This is a genomic window from Paracoccus panacisoli, assembly GCF_042435015.1.
GTDB lineage: Bacteria > Pseudomonadota > Alphaproteobacteria > Rhodobacterales > Rhodobacteraceae > Paracoccus > Paracoccus panacisoli.
This window is the reverse complement of sequence record NZ_JBHMQU010000047.1, coordinates 1-17,688: the sequence shown is the minus strand read 5'-3', so window position 1 is coordinate 17,688 and position 17,688 is coordinate 1. Positions and strand designations below refer to the sequence as shown.

At 70.4% G+C, this 17,688-nt stretch carries 19 protein-coding genes and 1 tRNA gene; 15 read left to right on the top strand and 5 right to left on the bottom strand.

Annotation, left to right across the window (positions count from 1 at the left end):
- Positions 1-13: 13 nt before the first annotated feature.
- Genes ACFHYO_RS10595 through ACFHYO_RS10585 form a run of 3 tightly spaced genes read left to right on the top strand, consistent with a single transcriptional unit; the run spans position 14 to position 2,060 of the window.
- The gene (locus ACFHYO_RS10595; protein WP_394320311.1) at positions 14-814 is read left to right on the top strand and encodes a hypothetical protein; all 801 of its coding nucleotides are present in this window, start codon (positions 14-16) and stop codon (positions 812-814) included.
- 5 nt (positions 815-819) lie between these two features.
- Positions 820-1,005: a hypothetical protein gene (locus tag ACFHYO_RS10590; RefSeq protein ID WP_394320309.1), complete on the top strand. Its 186-nt coding sequence runs from the start codon at positions 820-822 to the stop codon at positions 1,003-1,005.
- A gap of 32 nt (positions 1,006-1,037) precedes the next feature.
- Positions 1,038-2,060, top strand: coding sequence for a tyrosine-type recombinase/integrase (locus ACFHYO_RS10585; RefSeq protein ID WP_394320307.1), 1,023 nt, complete (start codon positions 1,038-1,040; stop codon positions 2,058-2,060).
- Between the two features lie 32 nt (positions 2,061-2,092).
- On the opposite strand, the gene ACFHYO_RS10580 is transcribed toward ACFHYO_RS10585, so the two are convergent.
- Positions 2,093-2,168 (bottom strand) — tRNA-Lys (locus tag ACFHYO_RS10580).
- 96 nt (positions 2,169-2,264) lie between these two features.
- Between ACFHYO_RS10580 and dapF the strand changes: the two genes are divergently transcribed.
- The 6 genes from dapF (at position 2,265) to ACFHYO_RS10550 (ending at position 7,029) form a co-directional block, all read left to right on the top strand.
- Complete coding sequence (gene dapF / locus ACFHYO_RS10575) at positions 2,265-3,104, top strand: diaminopimelate epimerase (RefSeq protein ID WP_394320305.1); 840 nt, start codon at positions 2,265-2,267, stop codon at positions 3,102-3,104.
- On the top strand, positions 3,101-4,351 hold the full coding sequence (mtaB, locus tag ACFHYO_RS10570; protein WP_394320303.1) for a tRNA (N(6)-L-threonylcarbamoyladenosine(37)-C(2))-methylthiotransferase MtaB: 1,251 nt from the start codon (positions 3,101-3,103) through the stop codon (positions 4,349-4,351). Before dapF ends, mtaB begins: the two co-directional genes overlap by 4 nt.
- Before the next feature lie 166 nt (positions 4,352-4,517).
- The gene (gene panB / locus ACFHYO_RS10565; protein ID WP_394320301.1) at positions 4,518-5,339 is read left to right on the top strand and encodes a 3-methyl-2-oxobutanoate hydroxymethyltransferase; all 822 of its coding nucleotides are present in this window, start codon (positions 4,518-4,520) and stop codon (positions 5,337-5,339) included.
- The gene (panC, locus tag ACFHYO_RS10560) at positions 5,336-6,193 is read left to right on the top strand and encodes a pantoate--beta-alanine ligase (protein WP_394320431.1); all 858 of its coding nucleotides are present in this window, start codon (positions 5,336-5,338) and stop codon (positions 6,191-6,193) included. The genes panB and panC overlap by 4 nt, the downstream gene beginning before the upstream one ends.
- A gap of 58 nt (positions 6,194-6,251) precedes the next feature.
- Positions 6,252-6,593 (top strand): DUF2794 domain-containing protein, encoded by a 342-nt coding sequence (locus ACFHYO_RS10555; protein ID WP_036733266.1) that lies wholly within the window; start codon positions 6,252-6,254, stop codon positions 6,591-6,593.
- A 94-nt stretch (positions 6,594-6,687) separates the two neighbouring features.
- Complete coding sequence (locus ACFHYO_RS10550; RefSeq protein WP_036702892.1) at positions 6,688-7,029, top strand: hypothetical protein; 342 nt, start codon at positions 6,688-6,690, stop codon at positions 7,027-7,029.
- Positions 7,030-7,092: 63 nt separating this feature from the next.
- On the opposite strand, the gene ACFHYO_RS10545 is transcribed toward ACFHYO_RS10550, so the two are convergent.
- Positions 7,093-8,877: an extracellular solute-binding protein gene (locus tag ACFHYO_RS10545; RefSeq protein WP_394320299.1), complete on the bottom strand. Its 1,785-nt coding sequence runs from the start codon at positions 8,875-8,877 to the stop codon at positions 7,093-7,095.
- Between the two features lie 394 nt (positions 8,878-9,271).
- Between ACFHYO_RS10545 and ACFHYO_RS10540 the strand changes: the two genes are divergently transcribed.
- Positions 9,272-9,751, top strand: coding sequence for a MarR family winged helix-turn-helix transcriptional regulator (locus ACFHYO_RS10540; protein ID WP_052174959.1), 480 nt, complete (start codon positions 9,272-9,274; stop codon positions 9,749-9,751).
- Positions 9,752-9,859: 108 nt separating this feature from the next.
- Complete coding sequence (gene hmgA / locus ACFHYO_RS10535) at positions 9,860-11,212, top strand: homogentisate 1,2-dioxygenase (protein WP_394320429.1); 1,353 nt, start codon at positions 9,860-9,862, stop codon at positions 11,210-11,212.
- Positions 11,213-11,293: 81 nt separating this feature from the next.
- On the opposite strand, the gene ACFHYO_RS10530 is transcribed toward hmgA, so the two are convergent.
- A complete protein-coding gene (locus ACFHYO_RS10530; protein WP_394320297.1) occupies positions 11,294-11,668 on the bottom strand; it encodes a Rieske (2Fe-2S) protein in 375 nt (124 codons plus the stop codon).
- The gene (gene hppD / locus ACFHYO_RS10525; protein WP_043131711.1) at positions 11,665-12,765 is read right to left on the bottom strand and encodes a 4-hydroxyphenylpyruvate dioxygenase; all 1,101 of its coding nucleotides are present in this window, start codon (positions 12,763-12,765) and stop codon (positions 11,665-11,667) included. The genes ACFHYO_RS10530 and hppD overlap by 4 nt, the downstream gene beginning before the upstream one ends.
- A 197-nt stretch (positions 12,766-12,962) precedes the next feature.
- On the opposite strand from hppD, the gene ACFHYO_RS10520 reads away from it, so the two are divergent.
- The 4 genes from ACFHYO_RS10520 (at position 12,963) to ACFHYO_RS10505 (ending at position 17,071) form a co-directional block, all read left to right on the top strand.
- Positions 12,963-13,427, top strand: coding sequence for an Lrp/AsnC family transcriptional regulator (locus tag ACFHYO_RS10520; protein ID WP_036733278.1), 465 nt, complete (start codon positions 12,963-12,965; stop codon positions 13,425-13,427).
- A gap of 239 nt (positions 13,428-13,666) precedes the next feature.
- Positions 13,667-14,686 (top strand): HlyD family secretion protein, encoded by a 1,020-nt coding sequence (locus tag ACFHYO_RS10515; RefSeq protein ID WP_394320294.1) that lies wholly within the window; start codon positions 13,667-13,669, stop codon positions 14,684-14,686.
- Positions 14,687-14,690: 4 nt separating this feature from the next.
- Positions 14,691-15,926, top strand: coding sequence for an ABC transporter permease (locus ACFHYO_RS10510; protein WP_394320292.1), 1,236 nt, complete (start codon positions 14,691-14,693; stop codon positions 15,924-15,926).
- Positions 15,923-17,071: an ABC transporter permease gene (locus tag ACFHYO_RS10505; protein WP_394320290.1), complete on the top strand. Its 1,149-nt coding sequence runs from the start codon at positions 15,923-15,925 to the stop codon at positions 17,069-17,071. The genes ACFHYO_RS10510 and ACFHYO_RS10505 overlap by 4 nt, the downstream gene beginning before the upstream one ends.
- 22 nt (positions 17,072-17,093) lie before the next feature.
- On the opposite strand, the gene ACFHYO_RS10500 is transcribed toward ACFHYO_RS10505, so the two are convergent.
- The gene (locus ACFHYO_RS10500; protein ID WP_394320288.1) at positions 17,094-17,672 is read right to left on the bottom strand and encodes a hypothetical protein; all 579 of its coding nucleotides are present in this window, start codon (positions 17,670-17,672) and stop codon (positions 17,094-17,096) included.
- Positions 17,673-17,688: the final 16 nt, after the last annotated feature.

The window sequence follows — 17,688 nt, the reverse complement described above, 5'->3', positions numbered from 1 at the left end:
ATGGGGCTGCGATATGATCGACCACGACGCGACCGAAATCTGGAAGGCCAAGGAGATTTGGGACACCCCCCAGTTCCTGGTCGCCGATGTGTGCGCGATCACCGGCGCAACGCCCAAAGCGATCGAGCACTTCGTCAATCCGGCGCGCGGGCTGGTTCGCCTTTTGGGCGATTGGGTGAACCCCGGAACCGGAAAGCGCCGCATGTTCACCGGCGGGCAGGTGCTGATGATCGCCGCAGCCTACACGATGAACCGCATCGGCTTCCCGCAAAAGTTTTCGGCGACCCTGGCCGAGACGATCGAGCGCCGCGCCAAGAATCGCCTTTTCGGCCTTGGCATCGAAAAGGACTACACGATCATCACCTATCCCATGAAGGACGCCGACGATTGGGCGCTGATCGTCATGTATCAAGGGAAGGACGAGCCGCGCTTGCCTGTCGCGGCCCAGGTCCTGCAAGCCGACCGCTTGATTGATGAAGTCCACGCTCAGCTCATGGCGATTATCCACGGCCATGATCTGCCGGACTTTTCGGTGCCTGACCCGAGACCCGAGCCGAGTCCTTATGCACCGAGCGGGAACGCGATGCGCGCGTGGGTCAAGGATGATCTGGGTCGCTGGCTCTACGCCGGTCTTACGTTCGATGAAACGCAAGAGCTTCTGAACCTGCAAGGCAGCCGGATCGAGGGCGACGAGTTGGTTACCCCCGACGAGCGCAAGCGCCTGACGACCGATGAACGCGCCCGCTACCTGGAACTATACAACCGCCACGAAACCGCCCGTTTGCGGCGGATTTTTGACGAGAGCGAGGGCTAACTTAGATGGCCGCCCGTCCCGCCACCTTCACCAAGCTCGAACTGACGAGCTACGCCCAGGCGATGCGTGAGGCACAGATCGAGACGTGGGCGCTGACGGCGGTCAAACCGGACGGAACGACCATCACCCTGACCGCTGGGGCGCCTGCGCCCCGTGACAATGAAATCGACAAGATGCTGGGGCTGAAATGAAACGACGCAATCCCTTCCCCGGCGCGACCATCGTGGACGATCCGCGCGGCGGCAAACGCATCCGCCTGCGCAAGATCATCAAGGGCCGCAAGATCGACACATACCTGCCGGGGCCGTGGGCATCGCCCGCGATGGTGGCAGCCTACAACGCCGCGATTACCGAGGCCCCGATCCCGTCTGCCCCCGAGGGTGAGCGGGGGACGTTCGATCACGCGATCACCTCTTACCTTGCCAGCAGCGGCTTTAAAGAGCTGCGAGAGTCAACCCGCTACCACAAGCGGCTGCGGATGGACTGGATACGGGCCAAGATCGGCAAGGCCCGCTTGGCCGATCTGGAGCCGCGCCACGTCCACGCAATGATGGACATGAAGGGCGGGCCGACCGCAGCCAACAGGCTGCACAAGGAACTGGTCGAGATTTACGCCTACGCCCGAACCCGACTTGGCTTCAACGGCGCATCCCCGACCGAGACGGTCGATCTGCGCAAGATCAAGTCCGGCGGCTTCCACACCTGGACGGAAGAACAGGTCCAGCAATACCGCGACCGTCACCCTTCCGGCACCCTCGCCCGGCTGGCGCTGGAACTGATCCTCGGCACCGGGGCCGCCCGGCACGACGCCAGCATCATGGGCAGGCAGAACATCAAGGGCACGTCGATCTGGTATCGCCGGATCAAGACCGGGCAGGACGTGACCCTGCCGCTGGCGCTACTGCCAGAACTGCAAGCCGAGCTGCGGCTGGTCCCGCCGGGGCAGGCGCGGTTCTTCCCTTACACCGTCGAGAGCTTCGGCAACTGGTTCCGCGACCAGTGCAAGGCTGCGGACCTGCCCGACGAGTGCCGCGCGCATGGGCTTCGCAAGTATGGCGCAACCCGGCTTGCGGACAACGGGGCCAACGAGCTGCAAATCATGGCGTTCCTGGCTCACAAGACGCCGCAAGAGGCCCGGCGCTACGTCGCGGCCGCGAACCGCGTCAAGCTGGCGGCCGATGCGCTGTCGCACTTGGCCGTCGAGAATGTCCAACAGCTTCGCCCGTTGGACAAAACAGTCGTCTAACGCATTGATAGGAGGAAACAAAATGGTTTCAGTGGTGAGCCCAACAGGATTCGAACCTGTGACCCACTGATTAAAAGTCAGTTGCTCTACCAACTGAGCTATGGGCCCAACACAGGGCGCCTGATTAGGGATGGTGCACGGGGGGGTCAAGGGGAAAATCGCGCCCCACTGGCGGAATCATGAGCGCGACCGTATATCGCCGCGATGAACCACCGCCCCACCCCCGGCCTGCCCTTCGTCAAGATGCACGGAGCGGGCAACGATTTCGTCGTCATCGACGCCCGCGCGCCGGGCGCCGGGCGGGTGACCCCGGCGCTGGCACGGGCCATCGGCGACCGCCAGCGCGGCGTGGGGTTCGACCAACTGGCCGAGATCCTGCCCGACCCGGGCGCCGACTATCGGCTGGTGTTCTGGAATGCCGACGGGTCCGAGGCGGGGGCCTGCGGCAACGCCTCGCGCTGCGTGGCGGCGCGGATGATGGAGGCGCTGGGCCGCGACAGCCTGCGCTTTGCCACCCGCCGCGGGATGCTGACGGCGGTGCGCGAGGGTGACGCCGTCTGGGTCAACATGGGCGCCCCGCAGCTCGACTGGGACGCGGTGCCGCTGGCGCGCGCGATGGACACCGCCCGCCTGCCGCTCGACGGCGACCCGGCGGCGGTCGGCATGGGCAACCCCCACGCGGTCTTCTTCGTCCCCGACGCCGAGGCCGCGCCGCTGACCACCCTCGGGCCGCAGGTCGAGCACGACCCGCTGTTCCCCCAGCGCACGAATGTCGAGTTCGCCAGCCTCACCGGCCCCGACCGGCTCAGGATGCGGGTGTGGGAACGCGGCACGGGCGTCACGCTCGCCTGCGGCTCGGGCGCCTGCGCGACGGCGGTGGCGGCGCATCGGCGCGGGCTGACGGGGCGGCGGGTGACGCTCGACCTCGACGGCGGCACGCTGGGGGTGGACTGGCGCGACGACGGGGTGTGGCTGACCGGCCCGGTGGCCACGGTGTTCGAGGGCACGCTGACCGCGGACTGGCTGGCCGAGGCCGCCCGATGAGCGGCGCCCCGATCCTCGCCACCCTCGGCTGCCGCCTCAACGCCTATGAATCCGAGGCGATGCGCGAGATGGCCGAAAGCGCCGGGCTCACCGGTGCGGTGATCGTCAACACCTGCGCCGTCACCGCCGAGGCCGTCCGCAAGGCCCGCCAGGAAATCCGTCGCCTCGCGCGCGAGAACCCCGGCGCGCCGATCATCGTCACCGGCTGCGCGGCCCAGACCGAGCCCGAGACCTTCGCCGCCATGCCCGAGGTCGCCCGCGTCATCGGCAACCACGAGAAGATGCAGCCCGCCACCTGGGCGGGCCTCGCCGCGCCCGACTATGGCACCGAGCGGGTGATGGTCGACGACATCATGTCGGTGCGGGAAACCGCCGGCCACCTGATCGACGGCTTCGGCCGGCACCGCGCCTATGTGCAGGTCCAGAACGGCTGCGACCACCGCTGCACCTTCTGCATCATCCCCTTCGGCCGCGGCAACTCGCGCTCGGTCCCGGCGGGGGTGGTCGTGGACCAGATCCGCCGCCTGCGCGACCGCGGCTTCAACGAGGTCGTCCTGACCGGCGTCGACCTGACCTCGTGGGGCGCCGATCTGCCGGGCACGCCGCGGCTGGGCAACCTCGTGCGGCGCATCCTGCGGATGGTGCCGGACCTGCCGCGGCTGCGGATCAGCTCGATCGATTCGATCGAGGCCGACCCCGAGCTGATGGAGGCGATCGCCACCGAGCCGCGCCTCATGCCGCACCTGCACCTGTCCTTGCAGCACGGCGACGACCTGATCCTCAAGCGGATGAAGCGCCGCCACCTGCGCGACGACGCCATCCGCTTCTGCGAGGAAGCGCGCCGCCTGCGCCCCGACATCGTCTTCGGCGCCGACATCATCGCCGGCTTCCCGACCGAGACCGAGGCGCATTTCGAGAACTCGCTGCGGCTGGTGGACGACTGCGGGCTGAGCTTCCTGCACGTCTTCCCCTACAGCCCCCGCAAGGGCACCCCGGCGGCGCGGATGCCCGCCGTCCCCGGCCCGGCGATCCGCGACCGCGCCGCACGGCTGCGGGCGGCGGGCGCTGTGGCGCTTGCAACCCATCTGAGCGCCCAGGTCGGCCAGCGCCACAGTGTCCTGACCGAGGGCCCGCGCCTCGGCCGCACCGAACAGTTCACCGAGGTCGCCTTTGACCGCGACCAGCCCGAGGGCGCGCTGATCGAGGTCACGATCCGCGCCCACGACGGCGCCCGCCTGGCCGCCTGACCGCGCCGCGATCGTCCCTGCACAAATATCCTGACGGGCCGAACGCCTCCGTTCTCCGGGCGAACCCCCGGTGCGGCGCAGAGGCGGTCCCGCCGCAACGACACCCTGTCTTTTCGCCGCGATCCCGCTAGAACCCCGCAACGGTCCGGCGAGGAGGGGGTTTGCCATGAGCGTCAGCGCAGCGGTCCGGCGGATCACCCCGCCCGACATTTCGGCCGCCAAGGGCGGTCAGCCCCTCGTCTGCCTCACCGCCTATACCACCCCGGTGGCGCGGCTCGCGGATGCGGCCTGCGACGTGATCCTCGTCGGCGACAGCCTGGGGATGGTGGTCTATGGCCTGCCCTCGACGCTCGGCGTCACGACCGAGATGATGATCGCCCACGGGCAGGCGGTGATGCGCGGCGCGACCCGCGCGCTGGTGGTCGTGGACCTGCCCTTCGGCAGCTACGAGGAAAGCCCCGCCCAGGCCTTCGCCACCGCCGCGCAGGTGCTGGCCGAGACCGGCGCCGGGGCGGTCAAGCTCGAGGGTGGGGCGCATGTGGCCGACACCATCCGCTTCCTCACCGCCCGCGGCATCCCGGTCATGGGCCATGTCGGGCTGACGCCGCAGGCGGTCAACGCGCTCGGCGGCTACAAGGTGCAGGGCCGCGGCGCCGACGCCGCCCGCATCGCCGCCGACGCGGCGGCGGTGGCCGCGGCGGGGGCCTTTGCCGTGGTGCTGGAGAAGCTGCCCGACAGCCTCGCCCGCCGGATCACCGCCGAGATCGCGGTGCCCACCATCGGCATCGGCGCCTCGGCCGCGTGCGACGGGCAGATCCTCGTCATCGACGACATGCTGGGCCTCTTCACCGACTTCCGCCCCCGCTTCGTGCGCCGCTATGCCGAGCTGGGCACCGCCGCCGCCGAGGCGATCGCCGCCTATGCCGCCGACGTGCGGGACCGCCGCTTCCCGGGTCCCGAGCACGTCTTTGCCGATGAGGTCCGCTGATGCAGGTCGCCCGCTCCCTCACCGATCTGCGCGCCGCCGTGGCCCACTGGCGCGCGGCCGACGAGACCGTCGCCGTGGTCCCCACGATGGGCGCGCTGCATGACGGCCACCTGTCTCTCGTCGCCGCCGCCCGCGCGGCCTGCGACCGGGTGATCGTCACGCTGTTCGTGAACCCGCGCCAGTTCGACCGCGCCGAGGACCTGCTGAACTACCCCCGCACCGAGGACCGCGACCGCGCCGTGCTGGGCCCGGCCGGAGTGGACCTGCTCTTCGCGCCGGGGGTTGACGAGGTCTATCCGCCGGGCTTCGCGACCTCGATCCACGTTGCCGGGCTGAGCGAGGGGATGTGCGGCGACTTCCGCCCCGGGCATTTCGACGGCATGGCGACCATCGTGACCAAGCTGTTCCTGATGACCGGCGCCGACCGGGCGTTCTTCGGCGAGAAGGACTGGCAGCAACTTCAGATCGTGCGCCGGCTGGTCGCGGACCTGAACATCCCCATCGCCATCGCCGCCTGCCCGACGCTGCGCGAGGCGGACGGGCTGGCGCTCTCGTCACGCAACGCGCGGCTGTCGGTGGCCGACCGCGCCACCGCGCCGGTGCTTTACGCGGCGCTCTCGCGCGCGGCGGCGCAACTGGCCGCGGGGGCGGAGGTCGGGCGGGTGCTCGACGACGCCCGTGCCGCGATGCGCAACTGTGGCTTCTCGCGGGTAGAGTATCTCGACCTGCGCCACCCCGAGACGCTGGCGCCGCTCACCCGCGCCGAGGGGCCGGCACGGCTGCTCGCCGCCGCCTGGCTGGGGCCGGTGCGGCTGATCGACAACGTCGAGGTTCCGGCGCCGGCGGGCGAGTGACCCAAGGGATCGCGGAATAGCCGTTGATCGCTGGGCGGCGCGGTGCCAACCTGACGCCATGACGATCCAGCCGATCCAGCCGATCTTCCCGCACCCCGCCGCCGAGGTCGTGGCCTTCGACCGGGCCGAGCTGGGGGTGATCCTGTCGCTCTACGGCCGCATGGTCGCGGCGGGCGAGTGGCGCGACTACGGGATGTCGTTCCTGCGCGAGATGGCGGTGTTCTCGGTCTTTCGCCGGGCGGCCGAGAACCCGCTCTACCGGATCGAGAAGCGGCCGCGGCTCAGGGCGGCGCAGGGGATGTATGCGGTCGTCGGCATGGACGGGCAGGTGCTCAAGCGCGGCCATGACCTGCCCACCGTGCTGCGGGTGCTCGAGCGCAAGCTGATCCGCCCGGTCTGACCCGCCCGGTCTTGCGCGGGCGGCCGACGCCGCGGCACGCGGGAACCGGGTCCGGGTTGCGTCGTTGGCTGGGTGATCGAACAAGGAGACGTCGATGCGCTGGTCGCACGTGCAGGAAAACTGGACCGCCTTCTACGAGGCGATCCAGGAAAAATGGGAAGACGCCGACGAGGCGATGCTGGACGAGATCGACGGCGACCAGCGCGCCTTCATCCGCTACATCGCCGAAATCACCGAGATGGACCCCGAGGAAGCCCGCGCCGACATCAAGGAGTGGCTGGCGGGCGAGATCCCCTCGGACGTCGTCATGGACCCGACCCACGACAACCACTCGATCGCGCTGTCGGGGAAATACGTGGGCGAGGGCGAGGACGAATACGCCGACGACTCGCGTTTCGGGGATGACGACGATTATCCCGACGACGGCGACCGCTGATCGGACCCTGACCGGGGGCCTGCTGCGCAGGGCCGGCGAAAACTCACGCCGCCGGGCTGCGGGTTATTCGGCCGACCACCACACATCCGGCAGGAACCCCGGCCAGTCGCCGTAGATCGGCAGCCGCTCGGGGTGGTGCAGGCGGCGGGCGTGGGCGATCCGGCTGACCTGGGGGTAGCTCACCGGGATGACATAGCGTCCCGCCGTCAGCAGCCGGTCCAGCGCCTTGACCGCGGCGACGTGATCCTCGGCCGAGGCGGCGTTCACCGCCTCGTCGATCATCGCGTCGACGGCGAGCGAGCGGACCCCCATCCAGTTCTTCGACCCCTCCTGCCCGGCGCTGGCGCTGCCCCAGTAGAGCGACTGCTCGTTGCCCGGTGACAGGGACAACCCGCGCTCGTACCAGCTCATGTCGAAGGCGAAGCGGTTGGTCCGCTCGACGTATTGCGCGCTGTCGAGCACCGTCACCCGCGGCATGATCCCCAGCGGCTTCAGCGCCTCGACGTAGATGTCCACGATCTGCTGCACCTCGGCGCCCGAGCGCATGGCGCTGCCCGACTGGTTGAGCAGGATCTCGGGCGCGAAGGCGTCACCGCCCGCGTTGCGCAGCACCCCGTCGGGCCCGACGGTCCACCCCGCCTCGCCCAGCAGCCCCACCGCCTCGCGCAGCGCCTTGCGGTCGAGCAGCTTCTCGGACCCCTCGGGCAGGGCATAGCCCTCGATCGTGCCGGGGGGCAGGTCGGCGGCGAAGGGGGCGAGCAGCTCGGCCTCGCGCCCGGTTGCCGGCCCCGCCGCCATCGCCAGCGGCGAGTTCGAGAAATAGCTGGCGATCCGCGGATCGGTGCCGCCCGACAGCGTCATGTCGATGAAGCGGTAGTTGAAGGCGAGGATCATCGCCTGCCGCACCCGCCAGTCGGCGAACAGCGGCGAGCGGGTGTTCATCACCAGCCCGATGATGCCCGAGGGGCGCTGGTGCGGGATCTCTTCCTTGACGACCGCGCCCGAGGTGATGGCGGGGAAGTTGTACTCCTTAGCCCATTTCACCCCGTTCAGCTCGCGCCAGACATCGACCTCGCCGGCCTTGAAGGCCTGGAACATGGCGTTGCTGTCGGCGAAATAGTCGTAGCGGATGGTGTCGAAGTTCCACAGCCCGCGGGTCAGCGGCAGGTCCTTGCCCCAGTAGTCGGGGTTGCGGCGAAAGCTGATCGCGCGGCCCGGATCGACCTGGTCGACCACATACGCGCCGCTGCCGATCGGCGGGGTCAGCGACGAGGCGGCGAAGTCCGTTCCCTCCCACTGCGCCTTCTTGAGGATCGGGCGCAGCCCCATCAGCAGCGGCAGCTCGCGGTCCTTCTCGGCGAAGGTGATGCGCAGCCCCCGCTCGCCCACCGGCGTGACCGAGGCGACCTTGCGCCAGGCGCCCGCGTAACGCGGGTGGCCCTTGGTCCCCAGCGTCTCGAGCGACCAGATCACGTCCTCGACCGTCACCGGGCTGCCGTCCGAGAACTTCGCCTCGGGGCGCAGGGTGAACTCGACCCAGCTGCGCTCGGGGTCGGTCTCGACCGTCTCGCAGAGCAGGCAGTAGAGGGTGAACGGCTCGTCGATCGAGCGCAGCATCAGCGATTCGGTGACGTGGACGCCCACGCCCCACGCTGCATTGCCCTTGAGCACCCACGGTTTGAGCGAGTCGAAGCCCCCCGGCTCGGCAAAGCGAATCGTCCCCCCGCGGGGCGCGTCGGGATTGACGTAAGGGAAGCCGGTCAGGTCGGCCGCAAGCGCCGGTTTCCCATACATTGCAAGGGCATGGGCGGGCCCGTCCGACGCTGCGGCGGCACTTGCCAGCGGCATCGCTGCAACAGGTGTCAGCGCCAACAGCGCCACACGCGCAAGGCGAGTGATCGCGGAATCGTTAGAGAATTTGAAGATTCGCATCGCTGCCCCGCCCCCGCGCCAGGATCGTGTCGCCCGGTCTTGGCGCCAATCTATCGGCCCCCCGGGCGCCTGGCAAACCGGGGGGCTTGGCGGCAAGGGGTTTCAAGCGTATATCAAGAGCACTGCTCGATAGGTTTCTTGCCTGTATGAAACCTGCCTCATGACTTGGCGCCCGCTTCGTGCGGGCGTCTTTTTTTGTCCCTCGGCCCAGCGGGTCAGGTGCGGCATGATTGACCCGGCCGGCGGGCCGCGTCTTAGCTGCCCGCCGTCAGCCGCCTGCCCGTCGCGCAGGCCCAGCCGGGGGACGACGATGGAGATCGAGGGTTTCTTTCCCTACCGCCTCGCGGTCACGGCCGAGGCGTTCTCGCGCCAGCTGGTCGCCGTCTACCTGCGCGCTTATGGCCTGACGCGTGAGGAATGGCGGCTGCTGTTCCTGCTCGACGACGCGGGCGAGATCGACTCGCTCAGCCTCTCGCAGCGCACCTCGCTCGACAAGGTGCAGGTCAGCCGGGCGGCAGCGCGGCTTGAGGGGAAGGGGCTGATCACCCGCGCGGTGCTGGGCTCGGACCGGCGGCTCAGGCACTATGCCATCACCCCCGCGGGGCAGGCGCTCTTTGCCGAGGCCTTCGCCGAGGTCCGCGCCCGCGCCGACGAGATCCTGTCCGAGATGACCGAGGCCGAGCGGGCGACGCTCACCGCCGGGATCGCGGCGCTGGACGGCGCCGTGGCGCGGGTCGCGGCCCGGCGCGAGGGGGGCGGGGCGGCGACGGACGACCCGGCCGCGGATTGACATCGTTTCATATGAAACGATAATCTGGTGAGGGATCGGCGCCGGGGTAGGGGGGCGCGCGATGGGGGCGAGGGAGGCCGCGACATGACGGACCAGGGAACCGGACCGATGACCGGGGCGCGGGTGCGCGCCGAGACCCGCAACGGCACCGCCGCGCATGAGGGCTATATGCCCGGCTTCGGCAACGACTTCGAGACCGAGGCCCTGCCCGGCGCCCTGCCACAGGGCCAGAACAGCCCGCAGAAGGTGAACTACGGGCTCTACGCCGAACAGCTCTCGGGCACCGCCTTCACCGCCCCGCGCGGCCAGAACGAGCGGACCTGGTGCTACCGCATCCGCCCCTCGGTCCAGCACGTCGGGCGCTTCGCCCCCATCGACGTGCCGCACTGGAAATCGGCGCCGAACGTCCTGCCGGGCGTCATCAGCCTCGGCCAGTACCGCTGGGACCCGGTCCCGCACGGCGACGAGCCGCTGACCTGGATCACCGGGATGCGGACCGTCACCACCGCCGGCGACGTCAACACCCAGGTCGGCATGGCGAGCCACATCTACCTCGTCACCCGCTCGATGGAGGACGAGTATTTCTATTCCGCCGACAGCGAGCTGCTGGTCGTCCCGCAGGAGGGGCGGCTGCGCTTTGCCACCGAGCTCGGCGTCATCGACCTCGCCCCGCAAGAGATCGCGATCCTGCCGCGCGGCCTCGTCTATCGGGTCGAGCTGCTGGACGGCCCCGCCCGCGGCTTCGTCTGCGAGAACTACGGGCAGAAGTTCGACCTGCCCGGCCGCGGCCCGATCGGCGCCAACTGCCTCGCCAACCCGCGCGACTTCAAATGCCCGGTGGCGGCGTTCGAGGACCGCGAGGTGCGAAGCCGCGTGGTCATCAAGTGGTGCGGCCAGTTCCACGAAAGCTTCATCGACCACAGCCCGCTCGACGTGGTGGCGTGGCACGGCAACTACTGCGCGTACAAATACGACCTGCGGACCTATTCGCCGGTCGGCGCGATCCTCTTCGACCACCCGGACCCGTCGATCTTTACCGTGCTGACCGCGCCCTCGGGGCAGGAGGGGACGGCCAACATCGACTTCGTGCTGTTCCGCGACCGCTGGATGGTGGCCGAGCACAGCTTCCGCCCGCCGTGGTACCACAAGAACATCATGTCCGAGCTGATGGGCAATATCCACGGCATCTATGACGCCAAGCCGCAGGGGTTCGTGCCCGGCGGCGTCAGCCTCCACAACATGATGCTGCCGCACGGGCCGGACCGGGCGGCGTTCGAGCATGGCTCGACCGAGCCGATGGTCCCGGTGCGGCAGACCGAGACGATGCAGTTCATGTTCGAGACCCGCTTCCCGCAGCACCTGACCGAATGGGCCGCGACCGAGATGCCGCTGCAGCAGGATTATGCCGACTGCTGGGCGAGCCTCGAGAAGAAGTTCGACGGGACGCCGGGCGAGAAATAGCGAGGCGGGCGGCGCGCCGCAGCGGGCGGGCGCGCTCCGGCGGGCGGTGCAAAGCCGCCCGCCGTCACGCCTCCGCCGCATCTACTCCGCGATCACCACCTCGCCCGTGTCGCTCACACGCACCGGGATCGGGTCCAGCGCCTCGCCCGAGGCCGGCCCCTCGACCCCCACGCCGTCGGTCAGCCGAAAGGCCGCCTCGTGGTTGGTGCAGCGCAGCTTCGTGCCGTCGGCGCTCATCACCTGCGGCCCGCGCTGGTCAAGCGGCAGGAACTGGTGCGGGCAGGCGTTGACATAGGCGCGCAGGACCGCGCCGCTCCGCGCCACTACGACCGGGAACCCGCCCATCCGCAGGCAGCGGGTGCCCGGATCGGGCACCTCGTCCAGTCGGCAGATCACCGCGCCCACGGCCGGCGCGCCGCGATAGCCGCGCCACGCCGGCCCCTTGCCCTCGCTCATGCGGTCAGCACGCCCCGGCGGATCTGGTCCTCTTCGATCGACTCGAACAGCGCCTTGAAGTTGCCCTCGCCGAAGCCGTCATCGCCCTTGCGCTGGATGAACTCGAAGAAGATCGGCCCGATCACGGTCTTCGAGAAGATCTGCAGCAGGATGCGCGTCTCGCCCCCGTCCACCACGCCCTCGCCGTCGATCAGGATGCCGTGCTTTTCCAGACGCTCGATCGGCTCTTCGTGGCCGGTCACCCGCTCGAACGACTTGTCGTAATAGATCGACGGCGGCCCCGGCATGAACTCGAGCCCGTTGGCCGCCAGCGCGTCGGTCGCGGCATAGATGTCGTCGGTGCCGCAGGCGATGTGCTGGATGCCCTCGCCCTTGTACTCGCGCAGGTACTCCTCGATCTGGCTGTGCGCGTCGGCGCTTTCGTTGATCGGGATGCGGATCTTGCCGTCGGGCGAGGTCAGCGCCCGGCTGGTCAGCCCGGTCTGTTTCCCGGCGATGTCGAAATAGCGGATCTCGCGGAAATTGAAGACCGTTGCGTAGAACCTGTACCAGGTGTCCATGTTGCCGCGCATGACGTTGTGGGTCAGGTGGTCGAGGTAGTAGAACCCCACCCCCTTCGGCTGCGGGTCGGCCTCGCCCAGCCAGTCGAACTCGGCCGCGTAGGGCGAGCCCTTCTCGCCGTAGGTCTCGACGAGGTAGAGCAGCGAGCCGCCGATCCCGATCACGGCCGGGACGTCCAGCGTCTTGTCGGCGCCCGTATATTCCTCGGCCCCGTAGTCGAGGCAGCGCTGCAGCGCCACCTGCGCGTCCACCACCCGCCACGCCATCGCCGGCGCGCAGGGCCCGTGCTCGGCCACGAACCGCGCGGCATGGCCGCCCGGCTCGCGGTTGAGGATGTAGTTCACCCGCCCCTGACGATAGAGCGAGATGTCCTTGGTCTTGTGCCGCGCGACCTCGGTGAAGCCCATCCGACGGAACAGGGTCTCGAGCTCTTTCGGGTCGCGGTGGGCGAACTCGACGAACTCGAAGCCGTCGGTGCCGGCCGGGTTGGCGGCGGTGATCGTCGCGCGCGGCGCGTCATGCGGAAACGGGCCCATGATTCCCTCCCATGGTTGCGGTTGCAACGATCATACAGGCGGCGCCATGCGCGGTGTGTGCGAAACGGGGCTTGGGAAGGGTTGGTCTGCACGAGTTGTGCATGGAATGCTCGCGCCGTGCATGATAGATTTGGCAAGGCGCGTTCAGGCGCGCCTCACGCTGCATCGCAGCACAACTTTGCGCACAGAGAGCGCCCATGCCCGACCTCGACGACTTCGACCGCCGCCTCCTCGCCGCCCTGCAGGACGACGCCCGCCTGACCAACGCCGAGCTGGGCGAGCGCGTCGGCCTCTCCGCCTCGCAGTGCTCGCGCCGGCGCATGGCGCTGGAGCGCGACGGGCTGATCCGCGGCTACCGCGCCGATCTGTCGCCCGAAGCGCTGGGCCTCAACATCACCGTCTTCGTCGAGGTCAACCTCGTCGCCCACAGCCAGGCCACCGCCGCCGATTTCCACGACATCCTGCGCCGCACCGACTATATCCAGGAGGCGTATGCCCTCAGCGGCGAAAAGGACTATCTGCTCAAGGCCATAGTCCCCGACCTCGCCGGGGTGCAGGACCTGGTGAACCGCACGCTGCTCGGCCACGCCACGGTGACGCGGGTCTGCACCTCGATCGTGCTGAACACCGTCAAGGCCTCGGGGCGGCTGCCGGTCAGATAGCGGCCACGGGTTCTGTCTGGCCCAGATACCAGACCTGTCCGATCGCCCAGCGTCACCGCAACGGCGGCGGTGGCCGTGCATCCGCAACGCAGCAACCGCCTTGAACAACACATATCGAGTGATATGTAAAACCCGGACGCCAGCGGCCGGTTGGCGGCCCGGCAAAGCGTGATAGTCTGCACCCGGACCCCCGACGCCCTGCGGCGCGGCGGCGGCGCAGCACCGAGGCGGGCAGATTGATGAGCGACACCACCCAGACCCCCGAAGCCTACACCCCCGCCGCCGACCGGCGCCGGTCGCGGCTGTTCTACCTCGTGCTCGTGCTGCTCGTCGCCGCGGCGGGCTATGGCGTCTGGTCGCTGACCCGCCCGGGCCCCGTGGTGATCCAGGGCGAGGTCGCGGCGCCGCGCGTCGACGTCAGCGCCCGCACCTCGGGTCGGGTGGTCGAGATCGGCGCCGACACCGGCGACGGGGTGACCAAGGGCCTGCGCCTCGTCCGGCTCGAGAACCCGCAGCTTCTCACCGCCTACGGCCAGGCCGAGGCGGCGCTTCAGGCCGCCAAGAACAACGCCGCCGCCGTCGCCGTGGTCCGCCCCGAGAACGTCCGCGCCGCCGAGGCGCAGGTCGCCGCCGCCAAGGCCGACGTGGCGCTGGCGCGCGAGGCCGACGCCCGCAACACCGCGCTCGAAAGCCGCGGCGTGCGCTCGCAGGCGGTGGTCGAGCAGGGCACCCGCAACCTCGAGGCGGCCGAGCGGCAGGTGGACGCCGCCGAGGCGCAGCTCGACCTCGTGCGCGCCGGCGCCACCCCCGAACAGCGCGCCGCCGCCGAGGCGCAGGCCGCGCAGGCCGAGGCGGCGCTGGCCCAGCAGCAGGCCAACCTCGACGACCTCGAGGTGATCGCGCCGATGGACGGCGAAATCACCGGCCGGATGATCGAGATCGGCGAGAACATCGGCCCCGGCGCGCCGCTCTTCACCCTCGTCCAGCCCGCCAACGCCTGGTTCACCTTCAACATCCGCGAGGATCAGCTGCACGGGGTCGCGGTCGGCGACACGCTCAACGTGACCATCCCGGCGCTCGACACCACGGTCGAGGCCAAGGTCACGCTGATCAACGTGCAGGGCGACTTCGCGAGCTGGCGGGCGACGCGGGCGACCGGCGACTTCGACCTGCGCAGCTTCGAGCTGCGGGCCACGCCGGTGCAGCCGGTGACGGGGCTGAGACCGGGGATGTCGGCGCTGCTCGCGCACGGGCTGTAAGGCGATGCTGCGCGGCATCGCCTTCGTGGCGCGGCGCGAGCTGACGCTCATCGCCCGGCACCCGGCGCTGGCGCTGCTGACCACGATCCTGCCCCTGGTGCTGCTGGCGCTGCTGGCCGCGGTGTTCCTGCAGGGCACGCCCACCGGGTTGCCGGTCGCCGTCGTCGACCTCGACCGGACCGAGACGAGCCGCAGCCTCTCGCGGCTGCTCGACGCGACGCCCGAGCTGGTGACCCGCCCGGCGCTGGGGCTGGCCGAGGCGAGCGACGCGATCCGCCGCGGCGAGGCGCGGGCCACGGTGCTCATCCCGGCCGAGTTCGAGCGTGACCTGCTCGACCGCCGCCGCCCCGAGGTGGTGCTGTTCTACGACAACCAGCACATGACCGCGGGCGCCGTCGCGGCGCGCGGCGCGCGCAGCGCGATCAACGGCTTCACCGCCGGGGCGCAGATTGGGATGCTGAGGGCGCAGGGCGCCGCGCCACGCGCCGTGGCGGCGCTGGTCCAGCCGATCCCGATCCAGATCCACCCGCTCTTCAATCCGGCCTTCAGCTACATCGACTTCCTGCTCTCGGCGCTGGTGCCGGCGCTGGTGCAGATCATGGCCGCCGCCGCCGTGACCTTCGCGCTGGCACTCGACTTCGCCCGGCCGTCGCCCGACGCGCCCTCGCCCTTCCCGGCGCTGCTGGCCGCGGGGGGCGGGGTGGTGCCGGTGATGCTGGGCAAGCTCATCCCCTATGCGCTGATCTTCGGCACCGTCATCGCGCTGGCCGACCTCGTGCTCTTCGGCATCCTCGGGGTGCCGCTGCGCGGATCGGTGGCGATCCTCGCGGCGGGGACGGCGCTCTTCATCTTCTCGGCGCTGCTCTTCGGGGCGGTCGCGTTTTCGCTCGCCCGCGACTTCGGCTCGGCGATCAGCTTCGTGGCGATGGTGATGGCCCCGGCCTTCGGCTACATGGGCATCGGCTTTCCGCGCGACGCCATGCCCCCCTTCGCCCAGGTCTGGAGCAGCGTGCTGCCCGGCACCTGGTATCTGGAACTGCGCATCGACCAGACCCTGCGCGCCACCCCGGTCGATCTGGCGCTGACGCCGCTTCTGGCGCTGCTCGCCATCGTGGCGGTGCTGGCCGCGGGGCTCGTCGCGCGGATGGGCGTGCTCGGCCGCCGGGCCGCGGCCGTCGCGGCGGCGCCGCCCGGCCCCGCCCCGGTCCCCGCCGCCGTGACGCCGGAGGGCCGGGCATGAGGGGCATCGCAGGCGGCTTCCGGGCGGAACTCGCGGGGATCTTCCGCGACCCGCAGATCGCCATGATCCTGATCCTCGCGCTCGCGATCTATGGGGTGATCTACCCGGCGCCCTACAAGACCGAGCTGCTGCGCGACGTGCCAGTGGTGGCCGTGGACCTCGACGGGGGCGAGACGGCGCGCGAGCTGCTGCGCGCCGTCGATGCCGCCGAATCGGTGCGCATCGCCGCCCACGTCCCCGACATGGCCGCCGCCACCGCGCTCGTCCACCGGCGCGAGGCCTACGGCATCGTCGTGATCCCGCAGGATTTCGAGCGTGCGCTGCTCGCTGGCCGGCCAAGCCCCATCGCCGTCTATGGCGACGCGAGCTACTTCCTCGTCTACCAGAAGGTGCTGACCGGCATCGCCGTGCCGGTCCGCCAGATCGGCGCCCGCATCGCCGCCGGGCGGCTGATGGCCGGCCAGCAGCTCGGGGCCGAGCAGGCGCTGGCGATGGCCAACCCGACGCAGCTCGTCGAGGTGCCGCTGTTCAACCCCTCGGGCGGCTATGCCACCTACATCCTGCCCGCCGCGCTGGTGCTGATCCTGCACCAGACGCAGGTCATGGGACTGGCGCTGGTAGCGGTGCGCCGCCCCCGCTCGCCGCGCCTGCCGGCCGAGGATCTGCTGGGGCAGGCGGCGGTCTGGCTGCTCCTTTACGCGGGGCTCCTGCCGCTGTTCCTCGTGGCGCTGCCGCAGGTCTACGGCCTGCCGTGGCTCGGCGACCTGCGGCTGCTCGCGGCGCTGGGGCTGCCGTTCGTGCTGGCCACCGGGATGTTGGCGCAGATGGTCGCCGCGGTGCTCAGGCGGGCGGAGCTGGTTCAGCCGGTGCTGCTGGCGATGGGCCTGCCGCTGTTCTTCCTGTCCGGCTTCTCCTGGCCGATCGAGGCGATCCCGGCGCCGTTGCAGATGGCCGCCGGCGCAATCCCCGCGGTGCCGATGATCGAGGGCTACACCCGGCTGGCCGCGATGGGCGGCACCTGGGCCGACATCGCCCCGGCGGTGCGGCACCTGTGGGTGCTGGCCGGGGTCTACGGGGCGCTGACGCTCGCCGCCCGGCACATGCTCGCGCCAACCGTCCCGTCCCGGACCGTCGCCGACGGCTGAGGTCGTCGCGGCGCGCGGCGCGTCAGCCGAACATCCCCGTGACCTGCGCGAGCAGCCGGAACGCCCGCCCCGAGCGGGTGTCGGCCGCCGCCCCCAGCGTACGGTCGTCCATTCCCGGCGCGGCGCGGGTCAGGATGCGGTCGAACTGGCGCAGGAAGTGGTGGGCCGCGTCGCGGAACACTTCGTCGCTGCGCATCAGCGCCGTGGCGATGGCGAGCGCGTCGGCATCCTCGATCCCCGCCAGCCCCTGCGTGCCGGCGCGCTGCCCGTCAAGGAACCGCCGCCAGCCCGCCCCCCAGCCCGGCGCGTCCGCGTCGATGGGCGCGAGGTCGTCCATGTAGAGCCCGTGCTTGGCCAGCAGCGTCACCACGTCCTGCGCGGCGCGAATGCCGCGCGCGGTGTCGGGGTCGCCGAGCGCGGTGCGCAGCGCGGCGATGGCGGCGTGGTCGTCGGGCCCGTCGGGAAAGTTCAGCGCCGCGACGAGGTCGGCGGGCGCAAGCCGCACCGGCGGCGGCTGGTCGAGCGGCAGGTCGGGCTGGCGCTCGTTCGTGCGCGGCTCGGCCGCGCGGGCGGCGGCGGTGGAGGGGGTGGGCTCAGTCATAGCGGATCCGCGGGTC

Bases quoted from the DNA above. Each gene is read 5' to 3' on its own strand.
- hppD (WP_043131711.1), bottom strand. From the start codon at position 12,765: ATGGGCCCGTTTCCGCATGACGCGCCGCGCGCGACGATCACCGCCGCC.
- ACFHYO_RS10590 (WP_394320309.1), top strand. From the start codon at position 820: ATGGCCGCCCGTCCCGCCACCTTCACCAAGCTCGAACTGACGAGCTAC.
- ACFHYO_RS10500 (WP_394320288.1), bottom strand. From the start codon at position 17,672: ATGACTGAGCCCACCCCCTCCACCGCCGCCGCCCGCGCGGCCGAGCCG.
- hmgA (WP_394320429.1), top strand. From the start codon at position 9,860: ATGACCGGGGCGCGGGTGCGCGCCGAGACCCGCAACGGCACCGCCGCG.
- ACFHYO_RS10540 (WP_052174959.1), top strand. From the start codon at position 9,272: ATGGAGATCGAGGGTTTCTTTCCCTACCGCCTCGCGGTCACGGCCGAG.
- ACFHYO_RS10510 (WP_394320292.1), top strand. From the start codon at position 14,691: ATGCTGCGCGGCATCGCCTTCGTGGCGCGGCGCGAGCTGACGCTCATC.
- mtaB (WP_394320303.1), top strand. From the start codon at position 3,101: ATGAGCGGCGCCCCGATCCTCGCCACCCTCGGCTGCCGCCTCAACGCC.
- ACFHYO_RS10505 (WP_394320290.1), top strand. From the start codon at position 15,923: ATGAGGGGCATCGCAGGCGGCTTCCGGGCGGAACTCGCGGGGATCTTC.
- ACFHYO_RS10515 (WP_394320294.1), top strand. From the start codon at position 13,667: ATGAGCGACACCACCCAGACCCCCGAAGCCTACACCCCCGCCGCCGAC.
- ACFHYO_RS10530 (WP_394320297.1), bottom strand. From the start codon at position 11,668: ATGAGCGAGGGCAAGGGGCCGGCGTGGCGCGGCTATCGCGGCGCGCCG.
- dapF (WP_394320305.1), top strand. From the start codon at position 2,265: ATGAACCACCGCCCCACCCCCGGCCTGCCCTTCGTCAAGATGCACGGA.
- panB (WP_394320301.1), top strand. From the start codon at position 4,518: ATGAGCGTCAGCGCAGCGGTCCGGCGGATCACCCCGCCCGACATTTCG.
- ACFHYO_RS10545 (WP_394320299.1), bottom strand. From the start codon at position 8,877: ATGCCGCTGGCAAGTGCCGCCGCAGCGTCGGACGGGCCCGCCCATGCC.
- ACFHYO_RS10595 (WP_394320311.1), top strand. From the start codon at position 14: ATGATCGACCACGACGCGACCGAAATCTGGAAGGCCAAGGAGATTTGG.
- ACFHYO_RS10550 (WP_036702892.1), top strand. From the start codon at position 6,688: ATGCGCTGGTCGCACGTGCAGGAAAACTGGACCGCCTTCTACGAGGCG.
- ACFHYO_RS10555 (WP_036733266.1), top strand. From the start codon at position 6,252: ATGACGATCCAGCCGATCCAGCCGATCTTCCCGCACCCCGCCGCCGAG.
- ACFHYO_RS10520 (WP_036733278.1), top strand. From the start codon at position 12,963: ATGCCCGACCTCGACGACTTCGACCGCCGCCTCCTCGCCGCCCTGCAG.